This window comes from Cryomorphaceae bacterium (genome assembly GCA_017798125.1).
In the GTDB taxonomy this organism is placed as follows: Bacteria; Bacteroidota; Bacteroidia; order Flavobacteriales; family ECT2AJA-044; genus ECT2AJA-044.
Map to the genome: position 1 here is coordinate 907,421 of CP059070.1, position 16,907 is coordinate 924,327.

The 16,907-nt window shown below is 50.4% G+C and carries 7 protein-coding genes; 3 read left to right on the forward strand and 4 right to left on the reverse strand.

Going from position 1 to position 16,907, the window contains the following annotated elements; translation table 11 throughout:
- Position 1: 1 nt before the first annotated feature.
- Genes HZ996_03855 through HZ996_03870 form a run of 4 tightly spaced genes read right to left on the reverse strand, consistent with a single transcriptional unit; the run spans position 2 to position 3,791 of the window.
- The gene (locus tag HZ996_03855; protein ID QTN38310.1) at positions 2-994 is read right to left on the reverse strand and encodes a VWA domain-containing protein; all 993 of its coding nucleotides are present in this window, start codon (positions 992-994) and stop codon (positions 2-4) included.
- Positions 991-1,914: a hypothetical protein gene (locus HZ996_03860; GenBank protein QTN38311.1), complete on the reverse strand. Its 924-nt coding sequence runs from the start codon at positions 1,912-1,914 to the stop codon at positions 991-993. The genes HZ996_03855 and HZ996_03860 overlap by 4 nt, the downstream gene beginning before the upstream one ends.
- On the reverse strand, positions 1,914-2,783 hold the full coding sequence (locus tag HZ996_03865; protein ID QTN38312.1) for a DUF58 domain-containing protein: 870 nt from the start codon (positions 2,781-2,783) through the stop codon (positions 1,914-1,916). The genes HZ996_03860 and HZ996_03865 overlap by 1 nt, the downstream gene beginning before the upstream one ends.
- 3 nt (positions 2,784-2,786) lie before the next feature.
- Positions 2,787-3,791 (reverse strand): MoxR family ATPase, encoded by a 1,005-nt coding sequence (locus HZ996_03870; protein QTN38313.1) that lies wholly within the window; start codon positions 3,789-3,791, stop codon positions 2,787-2,789.
- Positions 3,792-3,943: 152 nt separating this feature from the next.
- Here HZ996_03870 and HZ996_03875 point away from each other — a divergent pair, with 152 nt between their 5' ends.
- From HZ996_03875 to HZ996_03885, 3 genes are all read left to right on the forward strand, one after another.
- Positions 3,944-6,253, forward strand: coding sequence for a patatin-like phospholipase family protein (locus HZ996_03875; protein ID QTN38314.1), 2,310 nt, complete (start codon positions 3,944-3,946; stop codon positions 6,251-6,253).
- Positions 6,254-6,385: 132 nt separating this feature from the next.
- Positions 6,386-16,036, forward strand: a complete 9,651-nt coding sequence (locus HZ996_03880; protein QTN38315.1) for a tandem-95 repeat protein — start codon at positions 6,386-6,388, stop codon at positions 16,034-16,036.
- Positions 16,036-16,899: a fructosamine kinase family protein gene (locus tag HZ996_03885; GenBank protein ID QTN38316.1), complete on the forward strand. Its 864-nt coding sequence runs from the start codon at positions 16,036-16,038 to the stop codon at positions 16,897-16,899. Before HZ996_03880 ends, HZ996_03885 begins: the two co-directional genes overlap by 1 nt.
- Positions 16,900-16,907: the final 8 nt, after the last annotated feature.

Below are 16,907 nucleotides of genomic sequence, written 5' to 3' on the forward strand. Positions count from 1 at the left end.
ATTAGATGGCGCTTTTGAGCAGGGTTTTTCGAAGCAGAAAATCCAGTAGCATTAAGGCGGCTGCCAAGAGGGCTAGAGGGTAGAACTTCTCTTCGTATTCGTAATAGGTCAGCTCTTCGAGCTGGGTCTTTTCGAGTTCGTCAATTTCGCTGTAGATCTCCGCGAGCTTCTCATTGTCGGTGGCGCGGAAATACCGCCCTCCAGTCAAGTCTGCAATCTGCTGCATCCGCTCTTCATCGATTTCCACTTCGACTTGGACCACGCGTTTGCGGCCAAACATGTCCGTGGTGGGCTTAGGGGCCATGCCCATGGTTCCCACGCCAATGGTATAAACGCGGACATCGTACTCCGTGGCAATTTCTGCCGCGGTAATCGGATCAATAAATCCGGAGTTGTTGACTCCGTCCGACATCAATATGATGACTTTGCTTTCGGCGGCACTTTCCTTGAGTCGATTCACCGCAGTGGCCAGACCCATGCCGATGGCCGTTCCATCCTCAATGCGGCCAAACTGGACATCTGAAAGGCTGTTTTGCACGATCCGATGATCGGTAGTCAGCGGCGACTGTGTAAAGCTCTCACCGGCGTACACAACCACGGCGAAGCGGTCACTTGGACGGTCGGCGACAAATTGAGCCGCGACCTGTTTGGAGGCTTCGAGCCGGTTGGGCTTAAAATCCATAGCGTCCATGGAGCTGGAAACGTCTAAAGCCAATACAATATCAATCCCCTCCGTGGAGCTGGTCTTTTTACCGGTTTCGGAGGTGCGCGGACGAGCGAGCGCTGCGAGAATAAGCGCAATGGCTGCCAGTCTCAGTATGGGCAGGAAATAACGGATGAGCCCGAGCAGATCCGTTCCTTTGTAGGCGGCCGTTCCCGTATGGGTAAAGCTGGCGGAACCGCGTCGAAGCTGGCGCCACTCCCACAAGGCGAGCAAGGGCAAGACCAGCAGGCCCCAGAACCATTCTGGATGTACGAATTCCCAATTCGTCATGGGGTTTCCGTCTTTTGCTCGTTCAAAGTGCCTTGGTGCACGACTTCAATAAAGCTCCGCGCCCGGCGAAGTGCCCGTTCACAAGCCTCGTCATCGAACCGTTCTTTGGCGAACTTCACCATATCGGCCTCCTGCATGAGGCGAATAAAGTCCTCCTTGACTTCTGATGCCACGGGCTGACCAGCCAGAAGGTCACGGATTTCGTCCGTGGTTCGTTCAAGCGCCGGGAGCCCGCGTTCGAGTTCCAAGAATCGCCGTGCAATGTCCGTGAGCCCGTCGTAGTATTCCTTGACCTCACCCTTCTGCCACAGTTTGTTTTCCCGAAGCTGGCCCAATTCGTTCAAAGCTTGTTCATAGGGATCGATAGGGGGAGCCTTCGCTTCCGCTACGGCTCGATGTGGACGCTTGTTCATCCACCACCACACGCCCACGGCGATGAGCACCGCCGCCATAAGGAATGGCCAAAGTTGACGGAGCCAATCGGCGAGTGTTTTTGGGGCGTCCTCCGGTTCTTTGATGTCAAAGGGATTCTCGCCGAGTTCTTCTACGGTATTGACGGTCATGAAAATCGGATCGGCCCGAAGGCTATCGGAATCGACCAAGAGGGGCGGAGCCTCAACAATGTAGTAGCCGCTGTCCCAGAGGGTCACGGTGATGCGCTCTTCAAGCAGTACTTCTTCACCTTTCTTTGAAGTGTCAATTCCCGAGCGGGAAATGATTTCGGCCGGGCCAACCGAGTCGGCGAGCATGGGCCAAAGGATTGGGGTTCCTTCAGGGAAGGATGCGCGAAGCTTGAGTTGGACCTGCTGGCCAATGAGGATTTTGTTCGTGTCGGCACGGAGGGTATAGGTCGCCTGGGCTATCGTGCCGTAAGGCACAAATACCGCAAAAAGGAGTGCTATGTAGAGCCATCTTTTCATCAAGCAGAGCGGCGTTTAAAGTAGCCCAACATCTTTTTCACATAGCTCTCGTCCACACGGCAATTAATGGCACCAGCGCCGGCCCGTGGGAAGCCATTCATAAACTCGGCTTCGCGGTCGAGGTACCACACTTTCTGTCGACGACGAACGGCTTTGCTGCCCGTGTTCACCCACTTTTCCGTGCCCGTTTCCGGATCGCGCATGGGAATCAAACCCAGGTTGGGAAGGTCTTTTTCGCGTTCGTCGTAGACGCGAATCCCCGTTAGGTCGTGTCTCTTCGCAGCGATTTTCAAAGCGTCGTTGTAGTCGGTATCCAAGAAATCGCTCAAGACAAAGACAATGGCTTTGCGCTTCATCATATTGCTGAGGTAGCTTAAAGCTCCTCCGATGTCTGTGCCCTTGCCCTTGGGTTCGAATTCAATGAGTTCGCGGATGATGCGCAGGACGTGCTTTCGGCCCTTGGTCGGCGGTATGAAGAGCTCCACCTGATCGCTGAAGAGCAAGAGACCAATTTTATCGTTGTTCCCCATGGCACTAAAGGCCAGAACGGCGCAAATTTCCGTGAGAATTTGCCTTTTGGTTTTGCTCCCCGATCCAAAGCTTTCCGAGGCACTGATATCCACGGCCAGCATAAGGGTGAGCTCGCGTTCTTCTTCGAAGACCTTGATGAAGGGTTCCTTAAAGCGGGCGGTCACGTTCCAATCGATGGCCCGTACATCGTCCCCAAATTGGTAGGGACGCACCTCACTAAAGGCCATACCTCGGCCCTTGAACGAGCTGTGGTACTCGCCGGAAAAGAGGTGATCGCTCAGGCGCTTCGTTTTGATCTCGATGCGCCGAACCTTCTTAAGGACTTCTGAGGTATCCATCGTTTAGGGGACTTCGACGGCGTTCAAGATTTCACGGACGATGTCTTCTGAGGTCACGTTTTCGGCCTCGGCCTCATAGGTGATTCCGATCCGGTGTCGCAACACGTCCATACAGATGGCGCGCACGTCTTCTGGGATCACGTAGCCTCGGCGCTTGATGAAGGCGTGGACCTTTGCCGCCTTGGCCAAGTTGATGGATCCACGGGGCGATGCTCCGAAATTGATCAGCGGCTTCAAGCTGCTGAGCTTATAGACTTCAGGATTCCGCGTCGCGAAGATGATGTCCAGAATGTACTGCTCAATCTTTTCGTCCATGTAGACCTTGTGTACCATCTCACGACCCTTGAGGATGTCTTTGGTATGCACTACTGGGTTCACAGGTGTGCGTTCCGCAGCCAGGTTTTGACGCATGATCAGGCGCTCGTCTTCTTTTTTCGGATAGTCAATGACAGTCTTCAGCATGAAGCGGTCCATTTGCGCTTCGGGAAGGGGATAGGTTCCTTCTTGTTCCACTGGGTTTTGAGTGGCGAGAACCAAAAAGGGCTCTTCCAAGCCAAAGGTCTCTTCACCAATGGTCACTTGACGTTCTTGCATAGCCTCGAGCAAGGCACTTTGCACCTTGGCCGGAGCCCGGTTGATCTCATCCGCCAGGACAAAATTGGCAAAGACCGGTCCTTTTTTGATGCTGAATTTGTTCTCGGCCATGTTGTAGATCATGGTTCCAATAACGTCGGCCGGAAGAAGGTCGGGGGTAAACTGAATCCGACTGAATTTCCCATCTACCGCGCTGGCGAGGGAGTTAATGGCCAATGTTTTGGCAAGTCCCGGAACCCCTTCGAGGAGGATATGCCCGGAGCCCAAGAGGCCGATCAAGAGTCGTTCGACCATGTATTTCTGGCCCACGATGACCTTGTTGATTTCGCGACCGATCAGGTCGACAAAGGCGCTTTCGCGTTCGATTTCTTCGTTCAGCGCCCGAATATCAAATTCGGATGTGGATGTGTCCATTTCATGTACGTTTTAGCGGCCCCAAGGTAACGAAGCCGCGGGTAACGGGTTCAAATTTCTGAAAGGAGAACGCTTGTTGTCAAGGAAACATCGGCCCGTAGGGCGTTAAAGTTTTCTTAATTCCTAACTTGAACGGGACCAAAACCACTGAATTGAGACGCATTTTTCTCCTTTTACTGCTGTGTTTGGCCCTCGGGGCCAGTGCGCAAGAACGACCCAAACTCGGGCTGGTCCTCTCTGGTGGAGGAGCAAAAGGAGCGTTGCATGTAGGTGTTTTGAAGGCGATGGAGGAGGCCGGCCTACGGCCCGATTTCATTGCGGGAACTTCCATGGGTTCAGTGGTCGGTGGGCTCTACGCCATCGGCTATTCAGCAGATGAAATCGAGCAAATTTTGATGACCATGGATTGGGACTTAGTCCTGTCCAATCAAGTGCCCCTGAATTATATCTCCTTTGAAGAGAAGGAATACTACAATCGCTATCTGGTCGAGTTTCCCATTGAAGGGACCTCATTGAAGCTGCCCTCAGGTCTTATTGAAGGCCAAGTACTCGGCGAGTTCATGCGCTACTACCTTTGGACCGCGAAAGAGTACGAGAATTTTGATGAATTCCCCATCGTCTACCGATGTGTAGGAACGAATGTGGCCACCGGAGAACCCATTCTTTTTGATCGCGGGGATTTGGCCACAGCTATTCGATCGAGTATGGCCCTTCCGACCGCCTTCACCGCTGTGGAGGTTGATTCCGTGCTGGTGGTGGATGGAGGAGTCGTGGACAACTTCCCCGTAGAACAACTGATTCAGCTCGGTGCCGATAAAATTATTGGTGTCAACGTGGGAACAAAGTTGAAGGAGCCCACACCGGAATCCATGGTCGGTATTCTGATGAGCCTCGCCATGATTCCATCGGCCAAGCGTTTACCTCAGGAAATCGAAGACTGTGACATCTACATTGAGCCCGATTTAGGTCCGTACAGCACGGCGAGTTTTGGCAATGTTCCCGAGATTATCGAACTGGGTAAAAATGTCGGTCAAGAGTACTTGCCCGAATTTGAGGCGATGGCTGAGGAACTGGGCATGGACCGTGAGCCATTCTCTATGGCTGGCCGGGTGAGGCCAGAGCGAGTGGATTCGATTAGCGTGGAGGGCAACACCATATTCTCCGATGCCTTGGTGGACAATAAGCTGGGGTTGATATCCGGCCAAGAGTACTCGAGGGACCAACTCCAGTCCGCCGTCCGCCGCGTATTCGGCATCAACGGATTTGACAAGGTGGATTACATTTTTGAGCCTTACACGGATACTTCCTCGGTACTACGTGTCCAAATGCGTGAGAAAGAAAGGGCTCGTCTATTTGCCTCGGTACATTTCGACAACATTTTTTCGGCAGGGATCCTGCTCAACCTTACCGCTAGGGATTTACTGGGGCGAGAATCCCGAACAGTGGCTGCGGTGGACATTTCGAAGAATCCTCGTTTTCGATTTGATTACTACAAGTATATGGGGAAGCGGAAAGCAGTAGCAGCCAACCTTCGCTACGACTTTCTCAGTGCTCAGTTACCCCAGTACGACAAAGGGGAAGCCATTGACATTAACATTCAAAACATACATTCGGTCAGCTTAGGCGTGTTGACTACGCAGAGCCTTAAAGAGAGTGTTTTTATCGGTGCGGATTTTCAATCGTTGACCAGTCGTTCTCGTTTTAGCGTGGCCGTTCCTGAGGGTCTGCGCAACCAAGTGATCAACTTCTTTCAAGTAAAAGCAGCGTATACGAGAAACTCTTTGAATAACCGAAATTTTCCCACGGAAGGAAGCGAGTTCTATGTCGAGGGAAGCCTCATTCCTGAAAGCTCATACCAAGTCAATCTTGAACCTGGTCAAGATAGTGTAGAACTGAGCCTGGGGGATGGAGCGAGCATTTGGATCACTGGGGATGAACTCAATGAATTGGTTGATGACATTACACCTGGCGTTTATGGACAGCTTCAAATTCGCTATCAGGGCTTTTTCCCGCTGGCCAAGAAAACGCAGTTGCTTCCTTACGGTTCTTTGGCCCTGACCATTTCCGCTGAGAGTGAACTTCGGTCGTACAATAATTGGCGCGTTGGGGGGTATCAACGCGTTCGCTTTAATGATCTGCCCGTCCTCGGCTTGAATTATGCCGAACTTGAAACCGTGAATTTTGGCTCAGCGGGAGTCAAGATGCAACACGTCATCGCCAACCAGTTCTACCTACAATACGGAGCAAACCTTTATGGGTGGTATGAATTCGTACCGATATCCCAGTATGGAAGCTTTGACTGGAAGGATTTTTACAATCAGTATTTGGCCGTGGGCTACGGTGTTGAACTCAATTGGAAAACACGTTTAGGGCCTATTGGTGTTGGGGTAAGTACCAATACGGATGACGGCTACTTCCGCTACCACATTTCTGCAGGATTTTCCTTCAACTACGAAGATTGAAAGGTGCACTTAGGGTAAACTTTACATTAAGTATTGTAAAAGTCGGGCGGTAGCATCGTGCCGTAGGCACTAAATCCTTGTCAATTAGTATATTTATTGGCACCTAGACGTCTCTCGCACCAAACCAGATCTATGAAGAATATGTACCGTTTGCTCACTGCCCTTGGGGTGTTTGTTGGGCTGGTCGCCACCGCAGAAGGAACCAAGCAAGTCAACGTTGATGGAAATGGGGGCTATTTGAGTCACCCCATTAGCTTGGTTATCAACTTAAATGTGAATGGTACGCCGTATGGATCCGTTTACGATTGCCCTCCCGAGCAACGCGTGAATTTCCGGATTTCCAATACGAATGAACACATGTTCTTTGGCTTTAAACTTCATCAAGACGCCAAATGCTACGTTAGGATTAAGGACGCTAATGGGAATGTGGTTTGGCCTTCGACCTCTTCGGACGATGGGGAGGAAATTCCGCGCTCCGGGAGTTCGACGAATACCAAAGGGCGAGTCAATATGGATTCTGCTATTGAAGGTCCGGATTGGGATGGGACGAACAGCGATGGATACGAGCCTTTTGAATTTGCCCCATCGGATACGGGTTTGTATTGGTTTGAGTGGAGCGGAAATATTGATCAGCCGACTACGAGCAAGTTGACCATTGACTGGTGGGACATGTCCGTTATTGATGTGGTGACGGGTTTGGAAAAACCAGGTCGATTGTACAGTCAGGATTGGACCATGAGTACCGGTTCGTTTACCAAGAAATTCTTGGCGCCCATGTACGTCTACACGGCTGATCAAACGGTTTCCAGTTTCAAGTCTTACGATTATTCACCATATGGGTTCAAGCTGTATTGCAACAGTACTGGGCCAGGTTCTTCTGGAAATGTGGAAGAGGATCGCAAATCAGTCTTGAACTATCAGGGAAATGCCGAATACCCCATCTTTTTGAATGACCCAGACAGTTTGATTTGGCCAACGGGTAACCCGTCTTTTGTCGTACCCACTCAGCCTGAAATAGAAGGTTGCCTGGGAGATTACTGCGTATGGGTGGAATTCACCGAGCCCGGTGAGGGAACGGTAATATTGGATTTGAACGGAACCCCGGGTTATCAAGAGAATACGGAGGACGTCTTGTTGGTTCAAAAGGTGGAAGCGGGGCGAAACTGCTTTCAATGGGACGGGAATGACGGACTAGGTGATCCGGTCAGCGGTTCAACGAACATCATTATTCAGGCCGAGGTGGTCACGGGGATCACACACTTTCCCACATACGATCTAGAGTGTAACCCTGGAGGGTTTGTGGTGGAACGAATTCGTCCTCCAAGTGCGAACAACGGAGTGCCAGAGCTTTTCTGGGACGACAGTAACTTGGATGATTCTTACAATGGATATGTGAACCCCCAGAAGGTCGAGCTTAACGGCTGTCAGCCGACTAATAGTGTGGGGTGTCATACCTGGCCGGGCTGTACGAGCTCTGGATATGGAAACGAAATTACCATCAACACCTGGTGGTTCTCCTTCAAGGATGACTCTCAGTTTAGCAACGTCAACATCGTTTCGAACATAGGAAATACAGTGATCTCCAAGTCGGATATTACGTGCAATGGGGCGGATGATGGTGAAATTATTTTGCAACTCGATGGGGGAATCGCTCCATATACCGTTCAATTTAGCGACGGAAGCAATCAAGTTTCCTCCGATACGATCTATACATATTCAAACCTTTCGCCAGGGGGCTATGGGTTCACGGTAACAGATGCTGGTGGATGTATCAACCTAACAGGTACGACCATTAATGAGCCCAATCCCATCTCTGTTTCTATGTTCCCGACCAATTTATCGTGTAACGGCGATGGATCTGGTGCTATTTCATCTTCGGTTCAAGGCGGAACTTCACCATACACGTATGCTTGGAGCAATGGGTCCAACGCTACTTCGATTTCAAGCCTCGCCGCGGGAACCTACACGTTATCGGTAACCGATGCAAACGGTTGTTCCGCAATTGAAACCCAAGTGGTTTCAGAGCCTTCACTATTGACCGTCAGTATAACTGAATCAAGTCCTGTTCTTTGTTCCGGAGCTAGTGATGGAAGGCTAGCGGCCTCTGTGGTGGGCGGCACTGCACCATATAGTTATCAATGGTCTTCGGGTGGACGAAACCCCATAGAAAACGGTTTATCCGAAGGCGTATATACCGTGGATATTACAGATGCAAATGGCTGCATGGCTTCAGCTTCATATACCTTGGTTAGTCCTTCTCAAATTACCGTCGTTGGTGTCGAAGTCGATCCTTCAGCGGTCGGTGCCTCTGATGGCACTTTAACCATTACCATCAATGGAGGTACACCTGATTACGACATATACTTAAATAATGTTTTTGTAGCGACTCAGTCGAGTCCAACCTACACCTTCAACAACTTGACCGCCGGTGGATACTCTGTTCGTGTTGAGGATGCAAATGGCTGTCTTGCCTTTGGAACGTTTACGCTCAATAACCCAGCTTGTAATGTGTCATTTACAGCGACTGTTTCGAATGTTAGCTGCGCAGGGGCCAATGATGGCGCTGCAACTCTAGTTGTTGTGGGGGCCTCTCCCCCCTTGACGTATGTCTGGAGTGACGGAGGTCCTAACACTCCGAATAGAACAGGTCTTGCACCAGGCCTTTACTCCGTTACAGTAACCGACGGGGTAGGTTGCGGACCTTGGGTGCGTTCAGGAATCATAAGTGAACCCACCCCTCTCAGCGGGTTTACCGTTTCGACCATTACTACTCTTTGTAACGGAAGCGCTGATGCAGGAATACGGATCTTTCCTTCGGGAGGAACTCCACCGTATAGCTTCCTTTGGTCTAATGGAGAGACCACGAACTTGTCTTTGGGATTGGCTGCTGGTGCATATACGATTACCCTAAGTGACGCCAATGGATGTACGTATATCGACGGCGCTACAATCGTTGAGCCAGCTGCTGTTTCCGTTGTATTAAGTGTTACGGATGTGGATTGTTTTACTGCCGCATCTGGATCGGTTTCCGCAGCGGTTTCAGGAGGAACTTCACCGTACAGCTATGCATGGTCTAATGGATCGGATTCAAGCTCAACAGGTGGGGTTATAGCGGCAACCTATTCCGTTACTGTGACCGACTTCTTTGGATGCTCCGTTGTTAGTCAAGCCACGGTTTCCGAGCCTACCGATCTTGTCGGGGGAATAACTTTGACACAAGAAATTCTATGTCACGATGATCAAACGGGTATTTTAACGGCTACCGCTTCGGGCGGGACACCTCCATACTCTTATCAATGGAATTTTGGCCCGTCTAGTCAGAGTTGGACGGATATCGGAGCAGGCTTGTACCGTGTCATCATTACAGATGCAAACGGTTGTACCGTTGGAGCGTCACAGTTTCTGGACCAACCTCAGCAGGATCCGGATGTTCGCATTTTCTCGACCGACAATCCGTGTAATGGGGATGCAATTGGAACAGCTGAAGTTCAAGGAGAAGGAGGAACACCACCATTTTCCTATCAGTGGTCTACTGGAGATTCAGGGCCTCTCGTTGCGGGACTTTCAGCGGGGACCTATTTTGTCACGGCTACGGATGCGAATGGATGTTTTGTTACCGATAGCGTTGTCATTACTGAACCCGCGGTCCTTGACTTAATTTTGGTTTCATCGACCGACGTGACAATAAACGGAGAAGCAACGGGTGAAGCTGAAGTCAGTATATCAGGCGGAACTCCTGATTTTACTCTGCTCTGGAGTAATGGAGCCTCTACGCTTGAAGTCGACAATTTACTTGCTGGGTCCTACACGTGTTCTGTGACCGATTCCGAAGGTTGTACAGATGAAGTGATTGTCATCATTAACGAGCCAAATGCCCTGGTTGGCCTGGTGTCAAGCTCTACGAACATTACCTGTTTCGGGGACAATGACGGTAGTGCTTCCGTTACCGTTTCGGGAGGAGTTCCCCCGTACACTTATCAATGGAACACGGGAGCTAATACTGCGACAATTTCAAACCTCTTTGCAGGTACCTATACCTGTGATATCTTCGACAGTGAGGGCGCTCAAACCCAAGTGGTTGTGGTAATTACGCAACCGGACATTCTGATTGCGGGTGTTCAATCTAAACAGGACGTGCTCATCGCCGGACAATCGACAGGTTCCATAACTGTAACCGTATCGGGAGGAACCATGCCGTATACCTACGCGTGGACAAATGGTGAAACTACGGCATCCATAAGCGGTCTACCTCATGGTTTTTACGGGTTGGACGTCACGGACGCCAATGGATGCCGCGACATTATCATTGTTCAGATTACAGAACCCGGGATCCTGGTCATTACACCAGATGTAAATGACATCAGCTGCAATGGAGCAAATGATGGATCAGTAACGCTCTCGGTCTCCGGAGGAATTGCTCCATTCAGTTACTTGTGGTCTGATGGTGCAACCACTCAGACGAGAACGAATTTGGCTCCAGGAGTGTACGGCTGTACGGTAACCGATGCAGCTTTAGCTTCTATTGAATACTTTGTGCCGATATCGGAGCCATCGGTTTTGACCGTTGATGGCCAGGTGACCAACGCTTCCAACAACATGAATAATGGCGAAATTCAAGTAACAATATACGGAGGCACACCACCTTATTTTAGTACTTGGTCAGATGGTGCTGGAACCTTGGACCGCACTGGATTAGCGCCTGGATCATATACGATATCGGTTACAGATGATAATGGATGCTTAGATGTTGAAACATATGTAATTGGCGCAAATGTTCCACCGGTGGCGGTAAATGATACGACCTCAACACCAGAAGAGACCTTGGCGATTATCAATGCTAGGTCAAATGATTATGACCCGGATTTCTTTTTGAATACGGCATATCTCCAGGTAATTACTCCTCCGATGAATGGTCAGTATGACGTGGCGGCACCAGTTGGAGTTGTTCTCTATTTGCCTGATCCACTGTTCAATGGGATAGACTCAATTCAGTATGTGATTCAGGACCTCGGTACGCCGCTTCCACGATTGACCGATACAGCTTGGATTTACATTGATGTGACCCCAGTCAATAATCAAGTAGTTGCAGTAGATGACGTTGACACGACTTCAGATTTTAACCCTATCACTATTTATCCACTTTTGAATGATTCGGACCCTGATGGTGACTCCATTTGGGTTGTGGGATTAGTCAATGGACCCATATACGGAAATGCGATCCTTCAAGGAGATTCTGTGATTTATACGCCAACAGACTATTACTCCACATACGACCACTGGCCGTATTACATCACTGATGGTCAGACTCTGGATACAGCTGATATTATCATCTATAATAATTGGTCAAATATTCCTCCTACCGCCAAACTAGACTTTGATTCTACAGTAGTCAATACACCTGTTACCGTCGATATTATTGTCAACGACAACGGCAACGGAGAAGCTCTTGATTTAAGTTCATATTCAGAGGTTTCTCCTTTTAGCAATGGTTCGGGAGTTTATAATCCGGCTACAGGAGAATTAACCTATACTCCTAATCCTGGCTTTACAGGACTGGATATCATGCGGTACCGAATCTGTAATTCAGGTACTCCGCAGTTGTGTGATGAAGCGAATGTGGTCATTCTCGTCTACGCTGGAAATATTTCCGTGGGCACCAATACCGAATGCGTAAAGAATGGCGTCTATGTCAATTACTCCGTCGTCGCATTGGATTTCGCATCGGTAACTCCTGTCACCGCCGTTTGGCGTGACACTTTAGGCAATACCATTGACTCAATTACTGGCCTTCCACAGTTTGGCACTTTACTCTGGCCAGGGACCGTACTAGACGGAAACGGCTTTGCCATAGATTGGCCGGGCTATGTCTACAATGGTTCTAGTTGGGAAGAAGGAAATGACGGGTTTGAATCGATTCGCGATAAGGCCATCATTGAATTCTATATGATTGATTCTGCCGACGTGGCCGTTGATTATTTGATTTCGACAACGCCTCTGTGCTCTACGCGTCCACCAAGCGCTATTGAGGCAATAAACGATACGACCACAACGAGCGAGAATACCCCGGTGAGTTACGACATCCTCGCCAACGATATTGCCACTGTTGCACCTCTTGATCCAGCAACGATTACGATTTTGACTCAGCCGCCGAATGGAAGTGTTCAAACGAACGGAACGGCGAGTATTACCTATACACCTGACTTGAACTTCAATGGTGTAGACTCCTTGCAGTACCGAGTTTGCGATCAAAGCAATCCGGCGCTTTGCGATGATGCTTGGGTATACATTACTATTGATCCAGTGAATAACCCGCCCGTGGCCGTCAACGATACTGGAACGGCGCCTGCCAATGTCGATATCACCTTGGATCCTTTAGTGAATGATTTTGATGTAGATGGCTTCCTGGTCAATACGACCTTTACGATTATTACCCCTCCGTTCTGGTTGGCTAATGCAACCTACAATCCATCCACAAGTACCTTTACTTATCCAGCTCTGGTTGACTTTGTCGGTATCGATAGCGTTCAGTATGTCATTTGTGATAATGGAAACCCGGATCCATCTCTTTGCGACACCGCTTGGATTTATTTGATCTTCACAGACGCGAATCAGCCCCCGGTAGCCGTGAACGATACGGCCTATACTATTGAAGACGTGCCTGTCGCATTTGACATGTTAGGCAACGACTCCGATTCAGACGGAATGATAGACCCCTCGACGCTGGTGTTCATTAGCTCACCGAGCAACGGTTCGGTCGCCTTTAACAACGGCTTGAACAGCTGGGAATATACACCCAACCCCGGATTCAATGGAGTAGACTCGTTCACGTATGAAATCTGCGATGATGGAAACCCCGCGCCGGTACTCTGCGATCGGGCCGAAGTGTACATCTTTGTAGACCCTATCAATGATCCGCCCATCGCGGTGAATGATTCGGCTGTGGCAACAACGGCAATCCCAGAGATCATTGATATCCTTAATAATGATTCCGACCCCGATGGCTCTATAGAGCTTGATTCAACTTTGATTCTGATTGGCCCCCTTCATGGGACGGCTGTCATAGATCCTTTGACTAAATCATTGGTCTACGTTTCGGATTTCAACTATTCCGGCATGGACTCTCTTCGCTACAGAATTTGTGATGATGGAAACCCAGATCCTTCGCTCTGTGATGAGGCATGGGTTTATATTGAAGTTCTTGAAGACCGTCTCGTCCCAGCGAGTCCGACTGCGGTGAACGATACTTCGTACACGCTTCCAGGAGTTTCCGTAGACACTAATTTGTTGATTAATGATTTAATAGGGTCTGCTGGATTCGATACCGCCGCAACCTCCGTGATAACGGGGCCAACAAACGGGACCTATGTTTTGGGAACAGACGGTGTTATCACGTATACGCCTGGTTTGGCGGCTCCTTTTGGATCTAATTCTAATATTGCCTTCGTGGACAGTTTGCAGTACCGAATATTTGACACCTTGGCCATTCCCAATTCGTCTGAAGCATGGTACTACATTTTTGTAAATGTTGTTAATGCGCCACCGATAGCCGTGAACGATACCTTAGTCCTCGATTGCAGCACGGGTTCTGTGGCCAACATTGACGTGCCAGCCAATGACAGTGACCCAGAGGGCGCATTGGATCTGAATAGCGTGACCATTCTGACTCCCCCGGTTTCGGGTTCAGCAGTCACTGCGATGAACGGGAGTATCGACTATACCCCGAATGCCTGCTTTGTAGGCGTGGATAGCTTGCAATACAGTATTTGTGACTTGGGAATCCCTACGGAATGCGATACGGCCTGGGCCTACTTCTACTGCAACGACAACACCCCGCCAGTGGCCATTTGCAGTGATTTGACCTTGTACTTGGATGACCAAGGCGAAGTAAGTGTTTCCGCGAGTGCGATAGGCTCGGCAGCCGCAGACCCTTGTGGTCCAGTTCAGGTTGTGGTGAGCGATACCAGCTTCACCTGCGATGACCTCGGAGGCGCCACAGCTACGGTGACCGTTACCGATGTCAATGGTAATACGGATCAGTGTACGGCTAATATCACGGTTCTTGACACCATCTCACCGGTCATCAATTGCCCGAATGATACTGTACTGTATGCCGGGCCAAATGGATTTGCAGCCTACGCACCACCCGCGCCATTGGGCACGGATAATTGTACGATTGTCCAATATGACGTCAACGGCTCTGCTCCGTTCTTGCCGATCGGAGATACCGACATCACCTTTGTGGCGACAGACCAGAGTGGAAATACGGGCGATTGTATGTATACCGTGACGGTTATCGACACCTTTGCAGCGTCCTTGACCTGCCCTGGAGACATAGTTCTTCCCAATGACCCAGGAGTTTGCGGAGGAACGGTGGCCATGATACCGGTACCGAGCATTCAGAATGGAGGCGCCAACGATTCCATTTATCGTGCGGACAATACTGGACTGGAAGACGGTGACCTTTTCCCCATTGGGACAACGACCATCGTCTGGGTAGTAGAAGATGAATTCGGCAATACCGATACCTGTAGTTATACAGTGACGGTCAACGACGTAGAGGCTCCGGACATTACAGGTCCAGGACCACTTGACCTGATCAATGACCCGGGACAATGCGGCGCCGTATACAGCGGAATCACGCCGACCTATACGGACAATTGTGACGGGTCCACTGGGGCTACAGTTACGCTTCTGAGCGGACCAGCGCCAGGGGATTTCTTGGCTGTTGGAACCCATCAAGTCGTTTATGAAGTATGCGACCTTGCCGGCAACTGTGCATCGGAGTCGTACATCATAACCGTCACGGACGTGGAGCCACCGACCATCAGTGTACCGAACGACACCACTATTTTTGCCGACACCTTGGACTGCAGTGTGCTCTTCACGTATCCGTTCCCGACAGGAACCGATAACTGTGCGGTAATTGTCACGCAAACGGGGGGTACGGCATCGGGCGGAAACTTCCCAGTTGGGACCACAACGAATACCTTCCAGGCAGTGGACCCTAGCGGGAACATGGTGACTGGGCAATTCAACGTCACCGTGATCAGCACCTTTGACATTGATTTAGGACCGGATTTGGTGGTCTGTGGACCGACTCAGATTATTCCACCTACGGGTAATAAGTGGGATTATGATTGGGACAATGGCCAAACCAGCCCTATCATAGATATCACTATGTCTGGTTGTTACACCCTAACGGTGACCAATGCCGGTGGATGTGTGGCTAGCGATGAGATTTGCATCACCATTTTGGAACCTTCTGACTCTGTGGACCTATCGGGCATTCCTCCGGTGATCTGTAAAAATGATGGACCGGTTGTCTTGGATTTCGGTGTTCCATCTTCGGACATCGTTCTGACCGGACCTGGAGTGACGACCGGAACCACGGTAGACCCTTCAGGTGTGCCGGCGGGTGATCGAAATTACAGCTGGGTATATACCGATCCAGTGACCGGCTGTGTCACGGAAGGAACAGTGAAAATCACCATCGATTTCTGTTCGGGTCTTGAGGAGGGTGGATTCCAGAGCTTTGATCTGTATCCGAACCCGACGCGGGATCGGATTTCCATCAGCTTCACGCCGGCGACGGACCCAACCACGGAGCTGGTCATTGTAAACACCCTCGGTCAGGAACTACATCGCGAGACCTTCTCATCTGAGGCGGGATCGGATGCGCAAACCTGGACCATGGATGTTTCTCAATGGACGCAAGGAACGTATATCCTTCGTTTGACACGCGATGGGGTAACCGCACAAAAGCGATTCGTGATCCAAGATTGATGACGGATTTTGCGCAACAAGCACTGGGCTCGTGGGACGATTCAATTCAACTTCTACGGGCCCAGCCTGTTTCTGGAGGGTCTATTAATAGAGCCTTACGGCTCGATACGAATGTCGGTTCCTTCTTTCTCAAACACAACTCGGCCAAGGCCTACCCCGGAATGTTTGACAGAGAAGCCGAAGGGCTCGAGGCCCTTGGGGCCGCGCAAGGAATTCGGGTGCCCAAGGTGGAGCATGTTGGACGCGCCGGGGATCAGGGGTTTTTGGTGCTGGAGTGGATCGCATCGGGCCGTGAAGGCCCTCATTCATGGGAAGCATTTGGGAGGCAATTGGCCCAACTCCACAAGCAAAGTCAAGACGCATTTGGAGCGGATCTGGATAACTTCATCGGATCGCTCCCTCAGGACAATAAGCCCACTGAAGATTGGGCGGAATTCTTTGCTCTTCGGCGGTTGGAACCGCTCGTGAAGCAAGCCCGTGAGCAAGGGGCATTACGGCGTGAAGACGTTCAGGCCTTTGAGCGTTTGTACGGTCGCTTGGACGATCTTTTTCCGGTGGAACCTCCAGCGCTTTTGCACGGGGACCTATGGAGCGGCAACTACCTCTGGGATCAGGGCGGTGAACCGGTACTCATTGACCCGGCGGTATACTTTGGGCATCGAGAGATGGACCTCGCCATGACCTTCATGTTTGGCGGTTTTTCGGAGGAGCTGTATAAAGCTTATCACGAGGTCTATCCTTTGGAGTCGGACTGGCGTATTCGAGTTCCGCTGTGCAATCTTTATCCAACTTTAGTCCATGTGGTGCTATTTGGGGGCGGCTATGTGCACGACCTTCGTTCGAATATGTCGTACTTTGTGTAGCCAAAAAA